The sequence below is a fragment of the Methylobacterium sp. Leaf87 genome (genome assembly GCF_001422775.1).
GTDB lineage: Bacteria > Pseudomonadota > Alphaproteobacteria > Rhizobiales > Beijerinckiaceae > Methylobacterium.
In genome coordinates, this window is the sequence record NZ_LMMI01000025.1 from 17,150 (window position 1) to 37,409 (window position 20,260).

Annotated in this window: 20 protein-coding genes, 1 tRNA gene and 1 pseudogene; 8 read left to right on the forward strand and 14 right to left on the reverse strand. The window is 68.8% G+C overall.

What is annotated here, in order from left to right; genetic code table 11:
- Positions 1 to 14: 14 nt before the first annotated feature.
- Both ureC and ASF22_RS13990 read right to left on the reverse strand, forming a co-directional pair.
- Positions 15 to 1,742: an urease subunit alpha gene (gene ureC, locus ASF22_RS13985; RefSeq protein ID WP_056171196.1), complete on the reverse strand. Its 1,728-nt coding sequence runs from the start codon at positions 1,740 to 1,742 to the stop codon at positions 15 to 17.
- Positions 1,743 to 1,744: 2 nt separating this feature from the next.
- Positions 1,745 to 2,365 carry an urease subunit gamma gene (locus ASF22_RS13990; RefSeq protein WP_056265416.1) on the reverse strand — a complete coding sequence of 207 codons (621 nt, stop codon included), beginning with the start codon at positions 2,363 to 2,365 and terminating at the stop codon, positions 1,745 to 1,747.
- A 230-nt stretch (positions 2,366 to 2,595) separates the two neighbouring features.
- On the opposite strand from ASF22_RS13990, the pseudogene puuE reads away from it, so the two are divergent.
- A pseudogene (gene puuE / locus ASF22_RS13995) lies at positions 2,596 to 3,474 on the forward strand (allantoinase PuuE); the annotation flags it as partial.
- 29 nt (positions 3,475 to 3,503) lie between these two features.
- Here the strand turns inward: puuE and ASF22_RS14000 are convergent.
- The 3 genes from ASF22_RS14000 to ASF22_RS14010 form a co-directional block, all read right to left on the reverse strand.
- Positions 3,504 to 3,944, reverse strand: coding sequence for a hypothetical protein (locus ASF22_RS14000; RefSeq protein ID WP_200927144.1), 441 nt, complete (start codon positions 3,942 to 3,944; stop codon positions 3,504 to 3,506).
- A 107-nt stretch (positions 3,945 to 4,051) separates the two neighbouring features.
- A complete protein-coding gene (locus tag ASF22_RS14005; protein ID WP_156647732.1) occupies positions 4,052 to 4,627 on the reverse strand; it encodes a hypothetical protein in 576 nt (191 codons plus the stop codon).
- A 77-nt stretch (positions 4,628 to 4,704) separates the two neighbouring features.
- The gene (locus ASF22_RS14010; protein WP_082483718.1) at positions 4,705 to 6,138 is read right to left on the reverse strand and encodes a protein adenylyltransferase SelO; all 1,434 of its coding nucleotides are present in this window, start codon (positions 6,136 to 6,138) and stop codon (positions 4,705 to 4,707) included.
- A 164-nt stretch (positions 6,139 to 6,302) separates the two neighbouring features.
- Between ASF22_RS14010 and ASF22_RS14015 the strand changes: the two genes are divergently transcribed.
- Positions 6,303 to 6,620: a hypothetical protein gene (locus ASF22_RS14015; protein ID WP_056171202.1), complete on the forward strand. Its 318-nt coding sequence runs from the start codon at positions 6,303 to 6,305 to the stop codon at positions 6,618 to 6,620.
- A gap of 150 nt (positions 6,621 to 6,770) precedes the next feature.
- Positions 6,771 to 6,844 (forward strand) — tRNA-Gln (locus ASF22_RS14020).
- 454 nt (positions 6,845 to 7,298) lie between these two features.
- On the opposite strand, the gene ASF22_RS14025 is transcribed toward ASF22_RS14020, so the two are convergent.
- Positions 7,299 to 7,976, reverse strand: a complete 678-nt coding sequence (locus ASF22_RS14025) for a hypothetical protein (RefSeq protein WP_056171206.1) — start codon at positions 7,974 to 7,976, stop codon at positions 7,299 to 7,301.
- Positions 7,977 to 8,317: 341 nt separating this feature from the next.
- Between ASF22_RS14025 and ASF22_RS14030 the strand changes: the two genes are divergently transcribed.
- The 3 genes from ASF22_RS14030 to ASF22_RS14040 all read left to right on the forward strand — a co-directional run bounded on the left by ASF22_RS14030 (position 8,318) and on the right by ASF22_RS14040 (position 10,228).
- Positions 8,318 to 8,962, forward strand: coding sequence for a 2,3-bisphosphoglycerate-dependent phosphoglycerate mutase (locus ASF22_RS14030; protein ID WP_056171209.1), 645 nt, complete (start codon positions 8,318 to 8,320; stop codon positions 8,960 to 8,962).
- A gap of 71 nt (positions 8,963 to 9,033) precedes the next feature.
- Positions 9,034 to 9,447: a group III truncated hemoglobin gene (locus ASF22_RS14035; RefSeq protein ID WP_056171210.1), complete on the forward strand. Its 414-nt coding sequence runs from the start codon at positions 9,034 to 9,036 to the stop codon at positions 9,445 to 9,447.
- A 268-nt stretch (positions 9,448 to 9,715) separates the two neighbouring features.
- On the forward strand, positions 9,716 to 10,228 hold the full coding sequence (locus tag ASF22_RS14040; protein WP_244474288.1) for a class I SAM-dependent methyltransferase: 513 nt from the start codon (positions 9,716 to 9,718) through the stop codon (positions 10,226 to 10,228).
- Between the two features lie 105 nt (positions 10,229 to 10,333).
- Here the strand turns inward: ASF22_RS14040 and ASF22_RS14045 are convergent, their stop codons facing one another.
- From ASF22_RS14045 to ASF22_RS14065, 5 genes are all read right to left on the reverse strand, one after another.
- A complete protein-coding gene (locus ASF22_RS14045; RefSeq protein ID WP_056265424.1) occupies positions 10,334 to 11,071 on the reverse strand; it encodes a hypothetical protein in 738 nt (245 codons plus the stop codon).
- 187 nt (positions 11,072 to 11,258) lie between these two features.
- On the reverse strand, positions 11,259 to 11,819 hold the full coding sequence (locus ASF22_RS14050; protein WP_056265427.1) for an HAD domain-containing protein: 561 nt from the start codon (positions 11,817 to 11,819) through the stop codon (positions 11,259 to 11,261).
- Between the two features lie 77 nt (positions 11,820 to 11,896).
- Positions 11,897 to 14,350: a branched-chain amino acid ABC transporter ATP-binding protein/permease gene (locus ASF22_RS14055; RefSeq protein WP_244474289.1), complete on the reverse strand. Its 2,454-nt coding sequence runs from the start codon at positions 14,348 to 14,350 to the stop codon at positions 11,897 to 11,899.
- A gap of 31 nt (positions 14,351 to 14,381) precedes the next feature.
- Entirely contained in the window at positions 14,382 to 15,251 is an 870-nt protein-coding gene (locus tag ASF22_RS14060) for a branched-chain amino acid ABC transporter permease (RefSeq protein ID WP_056265434.1), read from the reverse strand.
- 9 nt (positions 15,252 to 15,260) lie between these two features.
- Positions 15,261 to 16,436 carry an ABC transporter substrate-binding protein gene (locus ASF22_RS14065; protein ID WP_056265437.1) on the reverse strand — a complete coding sequence of 392 codons (1,176 nt, stop codon included), beginning with the start codon at positions 16,434 to 16,436 and terminating at the stop codon, positions 15,261 to 15,263.
- A gap of 189 nt (positions 16,437 to 16,625) precedes the next feature.
- On the opposite strand from ASF22_RS14065, the gene ASF22_RS14070 reads away from it, so the two are divergent.
- On the forward strand, positions 16,626 to 17,063 hold the full coding sequence (locus tag ASF22_RS14070; protein ID WP_056265448.1) for a nuclear transport factor 2 family protein: 438 nt from the start codon (positions 16,626 to 16,628) through the stop codon (positions 17,061 to 17,063).
- Here the strand turns inward: ASF22_RS14070 and ASF22_RS14075 are convergent, their stop codons facing one another.
- A complete protein-coding gene (locus tag ASF22_RS14075; protein WP_056265451.1) occupies positions 17,064 to 17,792 on the reverse strand; it encodes a GntR family transcriptional regulator in 729 nt (242 codons plus the stop codon).
- A 295-nt stretch (positions 17,793 to 18,087) separates the two neighbouring features.
- On the opposite strand from ASF22_RS14075, the gene ASF22_RS14080 reads away from it, so the two are divergent.
- Complete coding sequence (locus ASF22_RS14080) at positions 18,088 to 19,212, forward strand: metallophosphoesterase (RefSeq protein ID WP_056265441.1); 1,125 nt, start codon at positions 18,088 to 18,090, stop codon at positions 19,210 to 19,212.
- Here the strand turns inward: ASF22_RS14080 and ASF22_RS14085 are convergent.
- The gene (locus tag ASF22_RS14085) at positions 19,209 to 19,844 is read right to left on the reverse strand and encodes an NAD(P)H-binding protein (protein WP_056265443.1); all 636 of its coding nucleotides are present in this window, start codon (positions 19,842 to 19,844) and stop codon (positions 19,209 to 19,211) included. The genes ASF22_RS14080 and ASF22_RS14085 overlap by 4 nt on opposite strands.
- Before the next feature lie 72 nt (positions 19,845 to 19,916).
- Positions 19,917 to 20,260: hypothetical protein (locus ASF22_RS24630; protein ID WP_210166657.1), on the reverse strand; the 344-nt coding region annotated here is incomplete at its 5' end.

Below are 20,260 nucleotides of genomic sequence, written 5' to 3' on the forward strand. Positions count from 1 at the left end.
GCCGCCATCATACCTCAAAACAGGAAGTACCGCTGCGCCATGGGCAGCACCTCGGCGGGCTCGCAGACCAGCAATTCGCCGTCGGCACGGACATCGTAGGTCTCGGGATCGACTTCGATGGCGGGCGTGGCGTCGTTGAGGATCATGCTCTTCTTCGAGATGCCGCCGCGCACGTTCTCCACGGCCACCAGCCGCTTCTGCACCCCGAGCCGCTCTGCGAGCCCATCCTCGATGGCGGCTTTCGAGACGAAGGTGAGGGCGGTCGCGAAGGGCGAGCGACCGATGGCGCCGAACATCGGCCGGTAATGCACCGGCTGGGGCGTCGGGATCGAGGCGTTGGGGTCGCCCATGGGGGCGGTGGCGATCATGCCGCCCTTGATGACGAGGTCGGGCTTCACCCCGAAGAAGGCGGGCGTCCAGAGGACCAGATCGGCGAGCTTGCCGGGCTCCACCGAGCCGACATGGGCCGAGACCCCGTGCGCGATGGCCGGGTTGATAGTGTATTTCGCGATGTAGCGTCGGGCGCGCAGGTTGTCGTTGCCCGAGGCGTCGCCCGGCAGGGCGCCGCGCTGGCGCTTCATCTTGTCCGCCGTCTGCCAGGTGCGGATCACGACCTCGCCGACCCGGCCCATGGCCTGACTGTCCGACGACATCATCGAGAGGGCTCCGATGTCGTGCAGGATGTCCTCGGCCGCGATGGTCTCGCGCCGGATGCGGCTCTCGGCGAAGGCGAGGTCCTCGGCGATCGCCGGATCGAGGTGGTGGCACACCATCAGCATGTCGAGATGCTCGTCGATGGTGTTCTTCGTGTACGGGCGCGTGGGGTTGGTGGAGGAGGGCAGCACGTTGGCCAGGCCCGCCACCTTGATGATGTCGGGCGCGTGCCCACCGCCGGCCCCCTCCGTGTGGAAGGCGTGGATGGTCCGCCCCGCGAAGGCTTTGATCGTGTCTTCGACGAAGCCGGATTCGTTGAGCGTGTCGGAGTGGATCATCACCTGCACGTCGTGCAGGTCCGCCACCGTCAGGCAGGTGTCGATGGCCTGGGGCGTGGTGCCCCAATCCTCGTGCAGCTTGAGGGCGCAGGCGCCGGCGCGGATCATCTCCACGAGGCTCTCGGGCCGCGACGCGTTGCCCTTGCCGGCGAAGGCGAGGTTCATCGGAAAGCTGTCCGCCGCCTCGATCATCCGGGCGAGATGCCAGGGTCCGGGCGTGCAGGTGGTAGCGAAGGTGCCGTGGGCCGGCCCCGTGCCGCCGCCCAGCATGGTGGTGACGCCGGAGCAGAGCGCCTCCTCGATCTGCTGCGGGCAGATGTAGTGGATGTGGCTGTCGAACCCGCCCGCCGTGAGGATCTTTCCTTCACCCGCGATCACCTCCGTGCCGGGGCCGACCACGATGTCGACGCCCGGCTGGATGTCGGGGTTGCCGGCCTTGCCGAGGCGGACGATGCGGCCCTTCACAATGCCGACATCGCACTTCACCACGCCCCAATGGTCGAGAACCACGGCGTTGGTGATGACGGTGTCGACGGCCCCGTCCTGGTTCGTCACCTGGGATTGCCCCATCCCATCGCGGATCACCTTGCCGCCGCCGAACTTCACCTCCTCGCCGTAGGTGGTGTGGTCGCGCTCGACCTCGATGACGAGGGAGGTATCGGCAAGGCGGATGCGATCGCCCGTGGTTGGGCCGAACATGTCGGCATAGGCGGCCCGGGGCAGGGCGGCGCGGGGGGGCAGGGTGGCCATGGCTAGAGCGCTCCCATCACGTCGCCGCGAAAACCGTACACGGTGCGGGTTCCGCCGAGCGGCACCAGCACCACGTCCCGCGTGGCGCCCGGCTCGAACCGCACCGCCGTGCCGGGGGCGATGTCGAGGCGCTGGCCGCGGGCCGCCTCGCGGTCGAACGTCAGGCCCGGATTGACCTCGTAGAAGTGGTAGTGCGAGCCGACCTGGATCGGCCGGTCGCCGACGTTGGACACCGTGACGAGGGTGCGGGGCAGGTCGGCGTTGAAGACAATCTCGCCGGGCTGCGTCGTCACGGTGCCGGGCACCTCGACCGAGGCCGCGCCCCGGATCGGATGGTGGACCGTGACGAGCTTGGTGCCGTCCGGAAACGTCGCCTCGACCTGTATGTCGTGGATCATCTCGGGAATGCCGTCCATGCACTGCTCGGCGTTGAGCACGTGGCCGCCCGCCTGCATGAGCTCGGCCACGGAACGGCCGTCGCGGGCACCCTCGACCACGAAGTCGCTGATGAGCGCCACGGCCTCGGGATAGTTCAGCTTCACCCCGCGGGCGAGCCGGTTGCGGGCGACCTGGGCGGCCATGGCGAGGAGGAGCTTGTCCTTTTCGCGCGGGGTCAGGAGCACGGGGAAACCTCGGGTTGGGCCGTCGAAGCACGGACGCGGACAGGCAAGGACCGTGCGCGGTGGGTCATCCCCGCATGGATGCATCCCGGCGCCGGTGGCGCAAGGGCATCCCGGATCCGGCGCCCGGGTGCAAGGCCGAGGCACCGGATCGGTTGACAGGACGCGGCGCGGCGTCCGAACAGCGACGGTCGATGGACACCTCGATAGACGCTCCGCACAGGAAGGCCGCCGTGACCGATCCCCGTGATTTCGTCGGCTACGGCCGCACGCCGCCCCATCCGCACTGGCCGAACGACGCCCGGATCGCCGTTCAGATCGTGCTGAACTACGAGGAGGGGGCCGAGAACTCGATCCTGCACGGGGATGCGGCCTCCGAGGCGTTCCTTTCCGAGATCGTCGGCGCGCAGCCCTGGCCGGGCCAGCGTCACATGAACATGGAATCGCTGTACGAGTACGGCTCCCGCGCCGGGTTCTGGCGCATCTGGCGGCTCCTGCGGGCGCGCGGCGTGCCCGTGACGGTGTTCGCCGTCGCCAACGCCCTGGCTCGGGTGCCCGACATCGCGGCGGCCATGCGCGAGGCGGAGTGGGAGATCGCCTGCCACGGCCTGAAATGGATCGACTATCGCGACTTCACCCGCGCGGCCGAGAAGGCGCACATGGCGGAAGCGATCCGCATCCACGAAGCGGTGACGGGGGAGCGCCCGCGCGGCTGGTACACGGGACGCTCGTCCATCCACACCCTCGACCTCGGCCTGGAGGCGGGCTTCGCCTACCTGTCGGATTCCTACGCGGACGACCTGCCCTACTGGATCGGCACCTCGGACCGGCGCGGCCTCGTGGTGCCCTACACGCTGGACGCCAACGACATGCGCTGCGTGGCCGCGCAGGGCTTCAACACCGCCGCCCACTTCGCGACCTACCTGTGCGACACCTTCGACGCCCTCTACGCCGAGGGCGAGACGGCGCCCAGGATGATGTCGGTGGGCCTGCATTGCCGCCTCGTCGGCCGACCGGGCCGGATCGCCGCGCTCACGCGCTTCCTCGACCATGTCGCGGCCCACGACCGGGTCTGGATCACCCGCCGCATCGACATCGCCGAACATTGGGCCCGGCACCATCCACCGGCGTGATGCCCCGGCTATTCAGATTGGTCTGAGGCAGGGACCGATCGGGCCGTGTCCGGCCCGGGGCCGTTCCGCTCGGCGCGCTCCATCCGGGCCTTGTGCAGGCCGTCGTAGAGTTTCTGCACCTCCTGGATGGTGGTGTGTCCACGGCTCCAGTTGGTCTCGCGGACGTTGACCGGCGTGAAGGCGCTGTGCGAGCGGCCCCCGAAGCCGTTGTAGATCACCGTCTCGGCCGCGCCCGGGCCGGCCGGGTAGTCGATGCGGTAAGACGGGGCGAGCCATTTCCCGGGGCCGCGCTTGCCCGTGATGCCGATGCGCAGATGGGCGTCGCCGTGCCGCTTCTGGCAGAACCGCATATTGCCGAGCACCCGGCGCAGATACTCGTTGGCGTCCTCCAGATCGGCCACCACGTCGGCGATGGTCGCGTCGGGACGCAGATGGGTCTTCTGAATCATGGATCTCGGGCCTCGTGCGGGCGGGACCATACCGGCGGTGGCGGACGAGGGCCAGGACGGGCGGGTTCGCGCGCCTCCGCGGCCGACCTGCAACGGCGACCTGCGCCTCAGGTCTGTTCAGGGACCTTGCCGGAGGCCAGACGCCGAAGGCGGCCCTTGCGCATTTCGTACTGGAAGATCGACGTCAGGGCCGGCGCGGCATCGGGCTCGGGCGCCGGCAAGGCGAGGGGGGCGACGGGCGGAGTGAGTCTGCGCTGCGTCGGCGCTCCGGCCTCCCGGCGCATGAGGGCGAGCCGGACCACGGTCCAGTCGTGCATCATCGCGGCGGCGGTCTCGGGATCGGTGGCGATCCTGGCGCTCGCCCCGTCGGAGAAGCGCGCCCGCAGGGTGATGGCGGCGTGCAGGGTCCCGCCGAGGGCACCGAGGCCGAGGCCGACGAAGGACGCCGCCAGATCGAAGGGACGGGGCAGGGGCCCCGCCGCGTGCAGGGCCGAACGGAGGCCGCCGGCGATCCCGGCCCGGCGCGGGGAAGCGGCGCCGTCCTCGATCACGAGGTCCACGAGATCCTCGACGCCCCGCGTCGCGCCGCCCGGCAGGTGCAGCAGGCCGGTCTCGTAGTCACCCGGTCCCGTCGCATCGGAAAAGCCGAGGCCTGCGCCTTCGAGGATTCGGATCTCGCTCATCATCGCTTTCCGGCGGTCACGCGTCGGCGCCGTCACGGCACCCTACCGCCGCATGTGTCCGAAACAGGGCCGGCGCGTCAGGTGAGGGGAGGGACATGCGTCCCATAGGCCTCGGCCATCCGGTCGATGGCCGCGAGCTTGGTCTGAAGTGCAGACCAGTCGTCGCGCTCGGCGATGGGCGCCCACAGGCCCTCGACCTCTTCGATCAGCATCGTGCAGGGCTCCGGATCGGCGAAATACAGATGCGCCAGGCGGCCCGCATCGAGGGGACGCATCGCCCCCAGGCTCTCCCGGACCGGCGCGAACGCCTCCGAGGCGTAGAGGGCGGCCGACGGGCTCGCCGCCGCCCGAGCCTCCGAGGCCAGGCCGCCGTACCAGTCGAAGAACGTGCGCTCGAACGGAGCTCCGCTGCGGGCGAGGAAGCCCCAGAATGCACCGACGAACCGGTGCACCGCTGCGTCGTCGGTGCGCGCGAGGCCGAGCCGGGCCAGGAGCGCATCGGCGAAGGCTTCCTGTAGATTCGGGCCGAACAGCTTGAGGGCGGCTTCGAGCGCATCCTGCGGTGCGAAGGGCGTGAGGCATTCGGCGAGCCGGCTCACGTTCCAGAACAGGGCCTCCGGCTGTCGGCCGAAGCTGTAGAGGCCCTGAACGTCGAAATAGGCGGCGGTGAAGGCCGGGTCGTTGACGGGCGCGAAGCGCCACGGCCCGTAATCGAAGCTCTCGCCGGTGACGTTGATGTTGTCGGTGTTGAGGACCCCGTGGACGAAGCCGGCGGCCATCCACTGCGCGCCCGTGCGCGCCACCCGCCGGCACACGGCCTCGAGAAACGCGACGGTGCGGTCCGGCGTCTCCTCTCGCCAGAGCTCGGGCATGTGGAGGCGGATCGTGTGATCCATCAGCTTCAGGATGTTGTCGGGCTCGTCGAGGGCCAGGAAGCGTTGGAACGAGCCGATGCGGATGTGGCTGTGGCTGAGACGCACGAGAACAGCCGAGCGTGTGGGGGAGGGCTCGTCGCCGCGCTCCAACGCCTCCCCGGTCTCGATGAGGCTGAAGGTCTTGGAGGTGTTCACCCCGAGGGCCTCCAGCATGCCGGTGGCGAGGATCTCGCGCACGCCGCCCTTGAGGGTGAGACGCCCATCGGCCGTGCGCGACCAGGGCGTGCGCCCGCTGCCCTTGGTGGCGAGATCGAGAAGGCGTCCGTCGCCGAGATCGTAGGCCTGCGCGAACAGGAAACCGCGCCCGTCGCCGAGATCGGGATTGTACGAGCGGAACTGGTGGCCGTGATACCGCAGGGCGAGGGGCTGCGGGAAACTGCCGGGCAGGGGCTCGAACCGGCCGAGATGGGCGATCCACTCCGCCTCCGTCAGGTCACCGAGGCCGATCCGCTCCGCCCAGGGTTGGTTGCGGTAGCGCAGAATCGTCTGGGGGAAGGCGGCGGGCGCCACGACATCGTAGAACGCCTCGCCGAGTTCGACGTGGCGTTGCGCGAGGCGCGCTGTGGTGATCGGCATCGAACGTCCTGAGGTTCGGCAACCCCGTTCGATCGGGCGTTGCGGGATGAGAGGTCAATCGCCGACAGGCCCGTGATGATCCCCGGCGGGACGATCCCGGGGGAGGACGATCCCGGGGCAGGGGGCTCCTCACAAACCGACCGGGCTCGGGTATAGGGTGGATCATGGACAACATCATCCGACCGACCTTCGGCCAACCCCGCCGCACCGAGCCCGAGGACGAGAGCCGCGTCGAGGTTCTGACCCAGCGCGTCTACGGCGAGGCCGGGGGCTGCCGCGTCTGCCTCGTTCACGACGAGGGCGCCCCCGAGGGCGACGTCTACAAGGTGGTGGCGGGGCTGCTCATCGACGACGAGGTCAGCACCGTGGCGATCCTGCCGGCGACCCCGGAGGGCGAGGTCGATGCCGAGATCGTCGCCCTGGCGATCCTACGGACCCTCGGAATGATCGAGGCCCGGACCGGCGGCCCGGCCATCGCTTGAGGCGAAAGCCGCCAATCTGACGCTTGCATGCTGCGTCGGCTCCATGCTATCGCCCCTCCACCGGAACGGACCGGGCGCGAAACGATCGGTGCACCGCACGGATCGGATCACAAGACAAACCGTCTTAAGCTCCTGCTTTGTCAGGGCTTTTGGGGGATAGTTTAACGGTAGAACAGTGGACTCTGACTCCTCTAGTCGAGGTTCGAATCCTCGTCCCCCAGCCATCTGGCTTGCTCAGTCGTCATAAATTTTCGGTTCGGGATCCTGCTGCGAAGCAGTTTTGGTTACGGCCATTACCGCCGACAGAAGCTGTGGTTCATTGCGGATTGGAGCGGGGCAGGCGCACCGATTTCGCCCTGTGCGAACGTGTTTTCCACCTGAAAGCGGCGGCATCATACGGCCAGGCGTGCGTCCCGGCCGCGTCCGAGTCACGTCGCATACTCCCGCCGTTCGGAAGCCGATGCCCTCCACCGTCGCAAGGCGGTCCGGCTTCGCCTCGCCAGTCTCGCGGGCACGCAGTCCCATCTGCGCCGGACGCAGGCCTTTCAACAGTCGGAAGCCGGTTACGGGGCCTTGAAAGGCGACGCGCTCGATCGTACCGGTCTTGCGGTCGATGAGAATTGAGATCACCGGGCCGAGCCCCCCCGCTCCGCGAACAGCGTGCCCGGAACCGCCCGATCAAGCGGCGCGGCGGCCGGGCTTCTTCGGTGGCCAGCCGAGCGCGACGAGGCGAGCCTTGGCGTAGTCGCGCACCTCGTCGCGCGTGCCCGGCGGCATCTGGCCGAGGGTTCGTTGCGTCTCCGTGTCGAGCATGAGGTCGGTGACCGCGTCGATGCTGGTCATCTCGTCGATCCGGCGCTTGAGATCGGCCTCGGCCTCGGTGACCTCGTCGAAAGGATCGGGATTGTCGAAATCCTCGTCGATCGCCTGGATCGCAGCGGGGTGACCCTGGCGAAACTCGTCGGCCTCCTCCTCTGAATAGACGAGGCCATGCAGTTCGAGGAGCTTGAGGATCACGCGATCCTTGGCTCGCTTCTCAGCCATGGCGTAAACGTAGCCCGCCTGTTTCCCCGAGACGCGATAATTCACGTTGACCAGGGCCTCGCCGATCGACCACTCGACCCGTTCGGTTCCGGGCTTGGCGCCCGGGAGCCGGCCGGTGACGAGGATCACGGCCTCGTCACGTTCGGCCCGCACCAGGGTGGGCGGGTCAAAACGGATGCCGGCCTGGGCGGCGATGCGCTCCAGGGTCTTATGGTAGATGACCGCCGTGCCCTGCACGCGCCAGACATTCCCTCCGAAGGGCTCGCCGTAGCGGACGAGGATGTCGGCGATCTGCTTGTCGGCCGTTCTCATGGGACGCGCCTGCCTGCCGCGCACCTCGGAGCGCGCATTCGTTCTTCGTCTGTTTCCTATCTATTGAGCCCTAAGAAGACCGACAAGGTGATGCGTCGGCCGTCCGGGTTGTCTCGACGTCCGTGATTTGCCTGGGTCGGACTTGGTGGCCACGCTCCGAGCAGCCCCCCAAGCCCTTCGCGGCACATGTGCGGTGATCGTATCGGAGCAGTCGGAGCGACATCGAGCCAGACTCCTGGGCCTCGGCCCCGATGCATCCGCGGTGACAGGCCGACCGGGGCAGGCGGAACGTTGCTCCGGCTCGATTGGCTGCGTAGATAGCCCTTGCGCAAGGAGATGACATGCTGCCGGCTGACAGAACGCTCGTCCTCGTGCGGCATGGGCAAAGCACCGACAACGCGCAGAACCTGTTTTCAGGCTTCCGCAATCCAAGCTTGACGGAACGGGGTGTCGCCGAGGCGAAGGCTGCCGGCCGCAAGCTCAAAGAGCTCGGTTTTCACTTCGATATCGCGTTCACGAGCAAACTGGGGAGGGCGCAACACACCTTGGCTCTCATGTTGGAGCAGTTGGACCAGGGTGATCTCCCTGTTCGCACCGAGGACGCCCTGAACGAGCGGGACTATGGCGAACTCTCGGGTCTGAACAAGGCGGAAGCTCGCAGCCAGTGGAGCCCGGAACAGGTTCACCTCTGGCGCAAATCCTACGATGCCGTTCCTCCGGGTGGTGAAAGCCTTGCCATGACCGCCGCCAGAACGATTCCGTTCTACGAGCAGGCGCTTGCGGTGCGCGTTCAGCAGGGGCAGCGTGTCCTGGTCGTCGCCCATGGCAACTCGCTTCGCTCCATCGTCATGCACCTGGAGAAGATGAGCCCCGAGGCGCTGATGGACTTCAACATCACCACCAGCGAAATCTTGATCTATACCTTTTCGGATATCGGCGGGGTGATCGGGAAGATCTCCGTCGTCGCTCCCTCCGCGCCCGTATAGCCGGGTCCCGGCAGGTGATCGGGGGAGCAGCCTGATCAGCCCCTCCTCGTGCTGCGATCGGTCGGTTCCGGATGCCTCAGGACACCCCCACGCATGATGCCCTTACGCATGACGCCCTCACTGAAGCGAGCCTCCACGTCTTCCTTGCGGCCTTCTACGCCAAGGTGCGTCGCGATCCCCTGATCGGGCCGGTTTTTGCCCGCGTCATTCCCGATGAGGATTGGCCACGCCACCTCACGGTCATCCAGGATTTCTGGTCTTCGGTGCTGCTGAAATCCGGCCGCTACAAGGGCAACCCGTTCGGCAAGCATGGGGCGCTCGGTGACCTGGCCCCCGCCCATTTTGCCCGTTGGCTGGCACTGTTCGAGCAGACGGCCGGGGAAACGTTTTCCCCCGACGTGGCGAGGCTCCTCTCCGAGCGGGCAAACCGGATCGGCGACAGCTTGAAAGCCGGCCTGTTCTTCAGGCCCGCCCCACCGCGGTGAGACCGCCGAGAGTCGTGCAGCCGGGCGCCATCGAGAGGGATCGATCCCCCGGCAGGGCCGTTGGCCTCGCACAGGCCACCATCGGCTGGATTGCACCCGATGATCGCTTGTCGGCCGGCGTTCGGGCAGCAGGCAGCGCGAGAGCCCGATGAGGTGATTTCCAGATTTTCCGCCGGCGGCGTTCGTCAAGGACGACCCGAGCCCCGATTCGCTGTTCTACCGGCAGCCGCGCTTCGTCACGCATATCGATGATGCGGCCATCGCGGCGGTGACGGATCTGTACAGGGATGTGGTTCCTGCAGGCGGCGTCCTCATCGACCTGATGTCGAGTTGGGTCAGCCACCTGCCGAAGGACAGGACTTACGAGCGGATCATCGGCCATGGCTTGAACGCTGCGGAGCTCGCGGCCAACCCTCGCCTGACCGAGCACTTCGTTCAGGATCTCAACGCCGCACCGCACCTCCCTCTGGACACCGCATGCGCCGACGCGGCGTTGATGTGCGCCTCGATTCAGTACCTGCAGCGGCCCATCGATGTCCTGTCCGATGTCGCCCGCGTGTTGCGCCGGGGGGCACCGGTGGTGATCAGCTTCTCGAACCGATGCTTCCCCACAAAGGCCGTCGCGATCTGGGGCGCCCTGGATGCGGCGGGACGTGCAAACCTGGTCGAGCGCTACCTGCAGATTGCGGGCTTCGCGCGCACACAAGTGCGGGCGGTGATCCCGGACCACGGATTCGGCGACCCGCTGACGGCGGTGATTGGCTGGACCGAAGCCGCGTGACGGGTCCGACACCGGGAACGATCCGGGCACCGCTCGGTGCTCCGGAGGCCGGCGTTCGTCCCGGCTCGGCCTCGCCCGTATCCCGATCGAGCCTGCGTGACGACGTCAGGCGGGAACGGGCGATCGGCCGAACATCTCGCCGGCCGAACGACGCACGCTGTCCGCGTAACAGCTCAGCCTGCGCAGGATGGGCGAGCGCCACAGGCCGTATCCATCGTCGCACAGCGGATCGTTCACCACGGGATTTCCATCGATGCCCACCAGAACGTTGCCGATGTTCGGATCGAGCCCCTGCGGCGACACCGCCCGCAACGCGGCGACGTAGGCTTCGTATCCGGGCCACGCGGCCCTGAACGCTTCGCGGATGCCGTCGAAGCTCGAATGCTCGATGCGGGGCTCGTGGGTCGGCCATTCCACCCTGAACCGGTCGCGGACGCCCTCGTCCAGGGCGACGCCCGGATGGTCCGCGATGACGGCGTGGGCATAGGCCAGCCACCAGGCATCCCGTGCGGGATCGCTCAGCCGTGAGCCCACGGTCATCAGCGCGCCACAGCGACTGACATGCATATCGTGGATACGCGGCGCGTGCGGTCCATCGGAGCCTGCGAACCCCTTGCGAAGCAGGGCCGCGTAATCACCGAACCCGTCGGCCTTGCGAGCGAAGCGCACCACGACGTCCGGGTGGTCCGGATGCGCGTGGACGGTGCCGTGGTACCCGAAACCGATCTCGGACCAGCCCGTGGCGATGAGCGCCGCATAGGCCTCGGCCGCCGACCGTTCGACGATGCCCAGGGCGGCGAGCGAGGGACTGAACGCCTTTTTCTGAGTTCCGAACCCGAACATCGCAGCCACTCCTTCCTGCCGATCGACGGACCGACGCGACACGCCCTCGGCAGCCGCACGGGTGTGGCGTCGAGGAGGGACCGGACGGGCAGGTCCGGCGCGGGTCGAGGCGACCCTGTCGATGTCGGGGGCAGCGTGACGCGCGTGTCACTCCACTGTCACGGAATGACCCGGGTCCCTGAAAAGTTCAATCCCTACGGAAGCGTAAATCGGCCGATGACGGAAATGAGCCGTCTTGACCGACCATCCGGCGCACGTCGTCCATCCCGGCCAGCAGCGTCCGGGCCAGGATTCCATCCGCTTCGCTCAGGCCGCACTCGGTGACCGGACGGACGTGACGCCCCGCATGGGCCGGGCCGACCTCGACGTCGTCGAGGATGAGATAGCGCGTGATGTTGTTTCGGGTCGCGTGCTCGGAGATCTCATCACCCCGCCCGGCCTGCTCGGCGGAGCGCATCGCGCCCGTCTCGGCATCCCGGCTCGACGGCAGGATGGCCGTGCGCCAGTCCGAGTGAAAGCAGTTCGCGGGCAGGCCGGCTTCGACCAGGGTCGGGCGACAATCGCCGACGCGCCACGTCGACGAGACCACCACCCTGGCGTCGAACGCCCGCACCAGGGCGGCCACGAGGGCAACCTGAACCGGATTGAGCCTGTCCTTGCCCGCCTGCCGTTGATAGCCGACCGTCGTCACGACGCCATCCACGTCGAGGTAGACCGTCAGCGGTCCGGCCTCCGTCTGTTCGTTCAAGTGGGCAATCCCGTCCCGTGGCAGCAACCCTGCCTGTGCCGCGGACGCCTACCGCGCGGGGCTGCGATCGTCCAGCATCACGCGGCGCCCAGGTAGGCGGCTTCCAGGCCCTTGTCCGCCGCGAGGTCCGCGGCCGAGCCCGCGGCGACGACGCGCCCCTGCTCCAGCACGTAGCCCCGGTCGGCCACCGTGAGGGCCAGCGCCGCCATCTGGTCGACGATGAGGATGGTGGTGCCGCCGTCCCGCAGCTCCGCCACCACGGCGTAGAGGGCGTTGATCATCGCGGGCGCGAGGCCGAGGGACGGCTCGTCGAGGAGGAGGATGCGCGGATGCGCCATCATTCCCCGGGCAATGGCGAGCATCTGCTGCTCGCCGCCCGACAGCAGGCCCGCGCGGCTCGTCGCCCGGTCGCGCAAGCGGGGGAAACGGGTCAGCAAAGCCTCGATCTCGGCCGGATCGATGGGCTCGGCCCGGCCGTGAGCGCCGAGCCGGATGTTCTCCACGACGGTCAATTCCGGAAACACCTGCCGGCCCTCCGGCACCAGGGCAAGGCCGAGGCGGGCGATGCGGTGCGCGGGCAGGCCCGCGACGGCCCGGTCCTCCAGCACGATCCCGCCCTCGACCGGGCGCAGGAGGCCGGCGAGCGCCCGCATGGCGGTGGACTTGCCGGCGCCGTTGGCACCCAGAAGCGCCACGGTCTCGCCGGGTCGGACCTCCAGGGACACGCCCGCCAGCACCGGGGCGGCCCCGTAGCCGGCGGTGAGGCCATGGGCGGAGAGGACGGCATCCGCCGGGCCGCGCCATGGCGTCGCCCGCGGCCGGGCCGGCGTGTCGGCGGCGCCGAGGTAAGCGCGGATCACCGCCGGGTCGTGCCGGATCGTGCCCGGCGCGCCGCTGGCGATGGGCCGCCCCGCATCCATGACGAGGACGTGGTCGGAGACGCCCATCACCAGGGGCATGTCGTGCTCGACGAGGATGACGGCGACGCCGCAGGCCGCGATCCGGCGCAGCAACCCTCCGAGGCGGTCGGTGTCCGCGCGGGTGAGGCCAGCGGCGGGCTCGTCGAGGAGGAGCACACGGGGCCGGCCGGCCAGCGCCCTGGCGATCTCGACGAGGCGGCGATCGACATGGGGCAGCTCGTCGGCGCGCCGGTCGAGGGCACCGGTATAGCCCGTGAAGGCGAGGAGGCCGGCAGCCATCATTCGGTCGTCGCGGCCGGCCCGGCGCCAGAGCCGGCCGGGGGCGAAGGCGAGGCTCACGTTGTCGAGGACGCCGAGCGAGCCGAACAGCCGCGTGGTCTGATAGGTGCGGGCGATGCCGGCCCGGGCGATCGCCTGGGCGGGTGCCCCCGTGAGGTCGCGGGTCCCGAGGTGGATGACGCCGGTGCCCGGGCGGTAGAAGCCCGAGACCATATTGAGCACCGTGGTCTTGCCGGCGCCGTTCGGGCCGATGACGCTGTTGACGGCGCCGGGCTGGGCCGTGAACGACACGTCCTCGGCCGCGCGGATACCGCCGAACCGGATGCCGATGCCGTCCACGATCAGGGGCTCGCCGGGACGTTTCCCGAGGAAAGCGGCGAGGAAGCCCGCCGAGTCGGCTTCCTCCGTCGCTCGGGCCTCCGTCCGGCGCGGAAAGACGCGCGCAACACTGCCGACGAGGCCGGCGGGCACGAGCCAGAGCACCACCAGGGTGGCGAAGCCGAAGAACAGCAGCCGGTACTCGGCGAGGCCCGACAGGGTTTCGGGCAGGAGCACGGTGACGAGGGCGCCGAACAGGGGCCCGAGGACCGTGCCGGCGCCGCCGACCACCACGGCGAGGACGAACAGGATCGATTGCGAGAACGGAAACGAGCTCGGGGCGATGAACAGCATCAGGGGTGGGAGTACGGCACCCGCCAGCCCCGTCAGCGCCGCCGAGATGGCGAAGGCCAGGGTCTTCACCCGGACGGGATCGAACCCCAGGGAGGCGGCCGCCACATCGGCGTCGCGCACGGCGCGCATGGCGCGGCCGAGACGGCTGAGGGCGAGGCGGTGGAATCCGTAGAGGGCGGCCCCGGCGCCGAGGACGGCGAGGATCGCGAGTTCGCCCTCGGCGAAGGGCACACCGAACAGGCTCGGGCCGCCGGTGACGACGAGGCCGTTCTGACCGCCCGTGAGGGAGCCGCCCTCGATCAGCGCATGCTCGACGATGAAGCCGAACGCGATGGTGACCATGGCGAGATACGGCCCCTTCACGCGCATGGCCGGAATCGCCAGGACGACGCCGACGAGCCCCGAGAGGACCGCCGCCACCGGCAGTGCCAGCCAGAAGCCGACCCCGGCTCCCGTGAGGACCGCGCTCGCATAGGCGCCGATGGCGTAGAATCCGGCATGGCCGAACGAGATCAGCCCGGTCAGGCCGAGGAGCACGTTGAGACCCACCCCCGCGATGGTGGTCAGGGCCACCAGGGCGATGACGAAGTGGCTGTAGCCGGCCGTCGCGGTCACGAGGTCGAGGCCCATGGCCGTGAGGGCCAGGATGGCGAGCGGCATCGCCCAGCGTCCGTTCAAATGGCGCATGGGGTCAGACCTTGTTGACGGCGCTGCGACCGAACAACCCGTCCGGCCGCAGCGCCAGGGCCAGGATGATCACCGAGAACACCACGAGTTGGGTATAGGCGGACCCGAGGGTCGCCGTGACGGTGGCCTCGAGGAGACCGTAGAGCAGCCCCGCCACCACGACCCCCGTGGCCGAGCCGATGCCGCCGAGGATCGCCACGGCGAAGGCCTTGATCCCGAACAGCGCCCCCATCTCGGCCGAGACGGAGAACAGCGGTGCGATGAGGAGGCCCGCCATGCCGGCGAGCACCGCCGAGAGGGCGAAGGCGCAGGCGACCGTCCGGCGCACGTCGATGCCCATGAGGCGGGCCGCATCCGCGTTCTGTGCCACCGCCAGGAGCACCCGGCCGAGGTCGGTCCGGCGGAAGACCGTGCGGATGGCCAGCGCCACCGCCACGCCCAGCACCGGGATCACGAGCTGGAGCGGGTAGATCCCGGCCCCGAAGATCTGCACGGGCGAGACCGCGAGCGGGGAGGGCAGGCTGCGCGGCTCCTTGCCGAAGGTGAACAGCAGGGTGTTGTCGAGGATGATGCCGCCCGCCACGGTGGCGAGGAGCCAGGCGTCGGAGCCGCGCTCGACGAAGGGCCGCACCAGCAGGCGCTCCACCGCCACGCCCAGGAGGGCGCAGCCGGCGAGGGCCAGGGGGATGGCGAGCGGCATCGGCCAGCCGAGGGTGATGCCGAGCCAGTAACCCAAGACGGCGCCGAGGGTTACGGCCGACCCTTGCGCGAAGTTGACGGTGCCCGACACCGCGTAGGTGATGTGGAAGCCCAGCGCGATCAGCCCGTACATGGCGCCGAGGCCGAGGCCGGTGACGAGGGTTCCGGTCAACATCCCAGATCTTCAGTTCGTCACGGCGACGATCTCGCCATTCTGGAAGCGGGTGAAGACATAGTCCTGCGGACCAAGGGCGTCGTGCCGGCCGGGCGCGAACGGCTTGTCGTAGGCCTTGATCAGGCCCGGATAGACGCCGACCTTGTAGAAGCCGTCACGGACCTCAGGTCCCTTGGTGGAGCCGGCGGCCTTGATCGCCAGGGCGAGCAGGTGCGTGGCGTCGTAGGCGTTGGCGATGCCGACCGCGGGCGTCACGTCGGCCATGGACTTGATCGCTGGATACTTCCTCTTGAGGGCGTCGAGGACGGCCAGCGCCTTCGGGGCGGTGTTGCCCGCGAAGGTGAAGGTCTGGATGAAGTGGACCTTCCCGGCGTTCGGCCCGGCGAGTTCGTCGAAGCGCCCGCCCGCCGGGCCCCAATGGGAGACCACCGGCACCGTCCAGCCCATCCGGTCGAGGGATTTCACAACCTGGGCCGAGGGACCGACATTGCCGACGAGGAACAGGGTGTCGGCGCCGGCTTCCTTCAAGCGGGTGAGCTGAGGCCCCATGTCGACATCGGCGGCCTCGTACTTCTCGATGCCGGCGCCGGGCAGGTTCGCCGCCTTGAGAGCCGCCGTCAGCCCCTGCTGGTTCGACTCGCCCCAGGCGTTGTTGACGAGGATCATGCCGGGCTTCTTCGCGCCGTGGGTCTTCACCGCGTAGGCGACGAGGGCCTCGTCCACGAGGGCGTCCACGGCGGAGACCCGGAAGGCGTAGTTGTCGGCCGCCCCGTTGCGGGTGATGCCGGTACCGGCGGCCCAGGGGCCGAGGAACGGCACCTTCATCTGGTTGGCGATGGGCACCACCGCCATGGAAACGGGCGTGTCGAGCCCGCCCACGAGGGCGACGACGCCGACGCGCTGGATGAGTTCGCGGGCGGCGAGCACGCCCTTCGACGGGTTGGCCTCGTCGTCTCGTGCCACGAGCTCGAGGGGCCGGCCGAGGACGCCACCGTTGGCATTGATCTCGTCGATGGCGAGCCCGATGCCGCGCGAGATCGCCTCGCCGGATTTCGCCGACTGGCCGCTCAGCGCCGTGACGAGACCGATGCGGATCGGCTCCTCGGCAAGCGCCGTGCTGGAGAGGCCGAGCAGCAGGGCCGCGCCGAGGGCCACGCGACGGGTCAGGGACGGGCTGGTGCGCATGATCGGGTCTCCGGCAGAATATCCGGAAGCTCCGCAACGCCCGTGCCAAACGTCAAGTCTTTGTGTTAATGAGAGAAATTCGATCATCGAGACAGGCTCTGCCTTGAACTTCGCCAAAGTGCATACACTTTTTGCATGCACTTTGGCGTAGTCCTCGCAAGGATGGGGGAAACCGGAGGAGAACCAATGATGACGACGGATGCAGTGGAACCAGCCGGGGACGGCGGGACGGACACGACGGCGCAGGACGCCGCCATCGTCACCGCCTACCTCGAAGCCTCGATGGTGCCCGACCCGGAGCGGGCGGCGACCTACATGGCGCCCGGCATCGAGATCGTGTTCACGGGCGCACGGCGCTTCCGTCATCCCCGCGAGGTAACGGCCTTCAACGCGGGCCGCTACGCCTGGGTGAAGAAGCGCATGGAGCGCCTCGATGTGGTTCCGGGGGATGGGTTCACGGCGGTCTACAGCCTCGGCACCCTCTACGGCGCCTGGCCCGACGGGACGCCGTTCGAGGGCAACCGCTACGTCGACCGCTTCACCGTGCGGGACGGAGTGATCGTCACCATGGAGGTGTGGAACGACAGTGCCGAGCGGCTCCTGACGATGCACGACATCACGGCCTGATCACCCCAGCGCCTCGGCGTAGGGCGCGAGCCGCCTGAGGAGATCGCGGTCGCGGGGCGGGGTGGCGACGATGCGCGCCCGCTCGGCCACGGCGTCGAGGTGGTGATCCATCAGGGCGGTCGCGCGCGACGCGTCGCCCGAAACCAGGGCGGTGATGAGGGCGCGATGCTCGGCCACGGCGCATTCGGCCGAGTGGGGCCGGCTGTAGAGCGAGAGGATGAGGGCGCAGCGGTAGCCAAGCTCGCCGACGTAGCGCTCCAGCACAGGGCTGCCGGTCATCTGGGCGAGGAGCAGGTGGAACTCCGTCGCGAGGCGGATGGAGCCCGGTTCGCCACCGCGCTGGGCAGCCTCCTCGCAGTCGACATGGGCCTGCAGGGCGGCTTCCTGCCCGGCATCGAGGCGGCCGGCAAGGCGGGCGACCACGAGGCGCTCCAGGCCGATGCGGATATCGAAGGTGTCGCGCGCCTCCTCCCAACTCGGCGTCGCCACGACGGCGATGCGGTTTCGGCGCAGCTCCACCAGGCCCTCGCCGGCGAGTTGCCCCAGGGCCTGGCGGGCGATGGTCCGGCTGACGCCGAACCGCTCGCCCAAGGCATCCTCCGGCAACCGGTCGCCGGGGGCCACCGCCCGCTCGACGATGGCGCGCCGCAGGGCACGGCAGATCGCCCCGACCCGGTCCGTGGCCCCCTGCTGCGTCGTGTCGATTGCCGCGTCCCGTCCACCCGCCATGCCGCGTCCGTTCATCCCATCGGTCTCGTTTGGTTTCACTGTGCGTCGCGCCAAGCACGAGCGAGACCATGGTGGTCGTGATGGAAGGCCAAGCCGCGGCAGCCCCACCGTCCGGTGCAGTTCGATGGGCCCGACGCGTCCCCAGTCACCAAGATGGCGAATGTGCCAGGGAGCACGCGACGGCGTTCATGGAGTGGAATGATGCCCCCTCCCGCGGAGGCGGTGTTACGGCTCCGTCCGATCCCGATGCCGGATCGGCCCCGTGCCGACAATCCACCGACGCCGAAACGCAAGCATGTTCCATCTGTTCTTTGGTCTGCCCTGCCTCTACGTCATCGCTCGCGTGCTCTGGCCGTTGCCGTGGCCCTTCGCGGTGAAGGCTGGCGTCGCGGTTATTCTGCTGGTGGCCTCGCAGTACCACCTGTGGAGCCGCCTCTCGTCCGGTTCTGTCTTCTCACCCGAGTTCCCGCGCGCCCTGGTGATCGTGTTCAATTGGGCTTTCGGCGCCATCGTCCTCCTGGCGGCGATGCAGCTGGCGCTCGACGGCGTGGCTTTGATCGCAAGGCTCGTGTCCGAAAGCAGCGGAGCGATTCCCGCGGGGTGGCGGTACGGCGCGGCGGCGCTGGCCATGCTGTTGGCGGCGGTCGCGGTGCGGCAGGCCGTCAGAGTGCCGCTGCTCAAGGACGTCACCGTGGAGATCGAGAACCTTCCGGCGCGCTTCGACGGCTACACCCTTCTGCAGCTGACGGACCTGCATCTCAGCCGCCTGTTCCCGGCTGCGTGGGCACGGAAGGTCGTGGCGCGATCCAACGCGCTGGGGGTCGACCTCATCGTCGTCACCGGTGATTTGATCGACGGGTCCCTCGCGGCGCGGCGCACCGACGTCGCGCCGTTGCGCGGTCTCCGGGCGCCGGATGGAGTCTGGGTGATCCCCGGCAACCACGAGTATTTCTTCGAGTACGCGGCGTGGATGCACCATTATGCCGAGCTGGGAATGGGTCTGCTTGCGAACCGGCACACGGTTCTGAAGCGTGGCGACGAAGCCCTGGTTCTGGCCGGGGTGACCGACCTGTCGGCCTCGCATTCGGGTCAGCCGCCGCACGACCTCGACGCCGCGTTGGCCGGTGCGCCTTCGGGTGCGCCCATCGTTCTCCTCGACCATCAACCCAGGGAGGCGAGGCAAGCGGCCTCCAAGGGCGTGGCGTTGCAGCTGTCCGGCCATACGCATGGAGGAATGATCGCGGGCCTCGACAATCTGGTCGCGAGGGCCAACGGCGGCTTCGTCTCGGGCGCGTACGCGGTCGGCGCCATGACGCTCTACGTCAACAACGGCACGGGGCTCTGGCCGGGCTTCGCGCTCCGGTTGGGGGCATCGTCCGAGCTGACGCGCATCACGCTGCGGGCCAAGCCGCGCGCTTAACCGACCAGTACGACGGCCTTGCCCTCGTAGAGCCGCTTTTCGATCTCGCCGACGATGAAGTGCGCCACATCGGCCCGGGCGATCAAGCCGTTGCGCCACGAGGACGGGTCGGACAGGACCGTGTAGCGGCCCGTCGCCGAACCGGGCGTGAGGACGCCCGGCCTGACCAACGTCCAGTCGAGGCCGCTCCGACGGATGCGCATTTCCTGGGCGTCCTTGTCGTCGTAGGCCCGTCCGAAGACGAGGCGGAACGGGATGCGCTGAAGGAGACCGATCGCCTCACGGCTGTCGCCGGCGCCGAAGCCGGTGACGGCGATGATCCGGCGGACACCCGCCCTTTCCATCGCGGGAACCAGCACGTTGGTCGCGTCGGAGAACAGAGTCACGGGACCGAGCAGGTTCCGTGTCGGAACACCGAGCGCCTGGACGACGACATCGACACCGTCGAGGGCTGAGGCGACGTCGTCGGCATTCAGGGCATCCCCGGGGAAGCGCTCCAGGCCTTCCCCCGAGGCGGCCATACCCGCGGCGGACCGGGCAAACGCCCGCACACGATGCCCCGCGACCAAGGCCGCCTTGACGGTTTCCACACCGATACCTTTGCTGGCGCCGATGACGAGGACGTTGGCCATGGTGTTCCCGACGATGGAGGTGGCGGCGGAGCATGCGGGATCACGGGATCGCGCTGACCGCACTCCTGACCGTCATATGTCCTCACCGAGCGAAAAGGCGATGGAAGGCCCCAGCATTCGGCAACCGGACTGATCCTGGAACGAGACGGCGGGCCATGCCGTTCGTTCACCGCGCTTGGGAGCAGGCAATCCACTCGAGTACAGCCGAATTCCGCTTCCGCTGCCCGCGCACGGCGGGCCTGCGATGCGACAGCTCGCGATCGAGGTGTCGAACAGCCCATGGACGCCAGACCGGATCGAAGGTTCAGGTTGCTTACGACGGGCTCCTTGGCACAGCGAAAAGCCCCCGACCGTGAGGTTGGGGGCTTTTGGTTTGTTGTTGTGATGTTGGTTGCGGGGACAGGATTTGAACCTGT

Bases quoted from the DNA above. Each gene is read 5' to 3' on its own strand.
- ASF22_RS14080 (WP_056265441.1), top strand. From the start codon at position 18,088: ATGTTCCATCTGTTCTTTGGTCTGCCCTGCCTCTACGTCATCGCTCGC.
- ASF22_RS14060 (WP_056265434.1), bottom strand. From the start codon at position 15,251: ATGTTGACCGGAACCCTCGTCACCGGCCTCGGCCTCGGCGCCATGTAC.
- ASF22_RS14085 (WP_056265443.1), bottom strand. From the start codon at position 19,844: ATGGCCAACGTCCTCGTCATCGGCGCCAGCAAAGGTATCGGTGTGGAA.
- ASF22_RS14075 (WP_056265451.1), bottom strand. From the start codon at position 17,792: ATGGCGGGTGGACGGGACGCGGCAATCGACACGACGCAGCAGGGGGCC.
- ASF22_RS14010 (WP_082483718.1), bottom strand. From the start codon at position 6,138: ATGCCGATCACCACAGCGCGCCTCGCGCAACGCCACGTCGAACTCGGC.
- ASF22_RS14070 (WP_056265448.1), top strand. From the start codon at position 16,626: ATGACGACGGATGCAGTGGAACCAGCCGGGGACGGCGGGACGGACACG.
- ureC (WP_056171196.1), bottom strand. From the start codon at position 1,742: ATGGCCACCCTGCCCCCCCGCGCCGCCCTGCCCCGGGCCGCCTATGCC.
- ASF22_RS14055 (WP_244474289.1), bottom strand. From the start codon at position 14,350: ATGCCGCTCGCCATCCTGGCCCTCACGGCCATGGGCCTCGACCTCGTG.
- ASF22_RS14065 (WP_056265437.1), bottom strand. From the start codon at position 16,436: ATGCGCACCAGCCCGTCCCTGACCCGTCGCGTGGCCCTCGGCGCGGCC.
- ASF22_RS14005 (WP_156647732.1), bottom strand. From the start codon at position 4,627: ATGAGCGAGATCCGAATCCTCGAAGGCGCAGGCCTCGGCTTTTCCGAT.
- ASF22_RS14025 (WP_056171206.1), bottom strand. From the start codon at position 7,976: ATGAGAACGGCCGACAAGCAGATCGCCGACATCCTCGTCCGCTACGGC.
- ASF22_RS14030 (WP_056171209.1), top strand. From the start codon at position 8,318: ATGCTGCCGGCTGACAGAACGCTCGTCCTCGTGCGGCATGGGCAAAGC.
- ASF22_RS14035 (WP_056171210.1), top strand. From the start codon at position 9,034: ATGCCTCAGGACACCCCCACGCATGATGCCCTTACGCATGACGCCCTC.
- ASF22_RS14015 (WP_056171202.1), top strand. From the start codon at position 6,303: ATGGACAACATCATCCGACCGACCTTCGGCCAACCCCGCCGCACCGAG.
- ASF22_RS14045 (WP_056265424.1), bottom strand. From the start codon at position 11,071: ATGTTCGGGTTCGGAACTCAGAAAAAGGCGTTCAGTCCCTCGCTCGCC.
- ASF22_RS14000 (WP_200927144.1), bottom strand. From the start codon at position 3,944: ATGATTCAGAAGACCCATCTGCGTCCCGACGCGACCATCGCCGACGTG.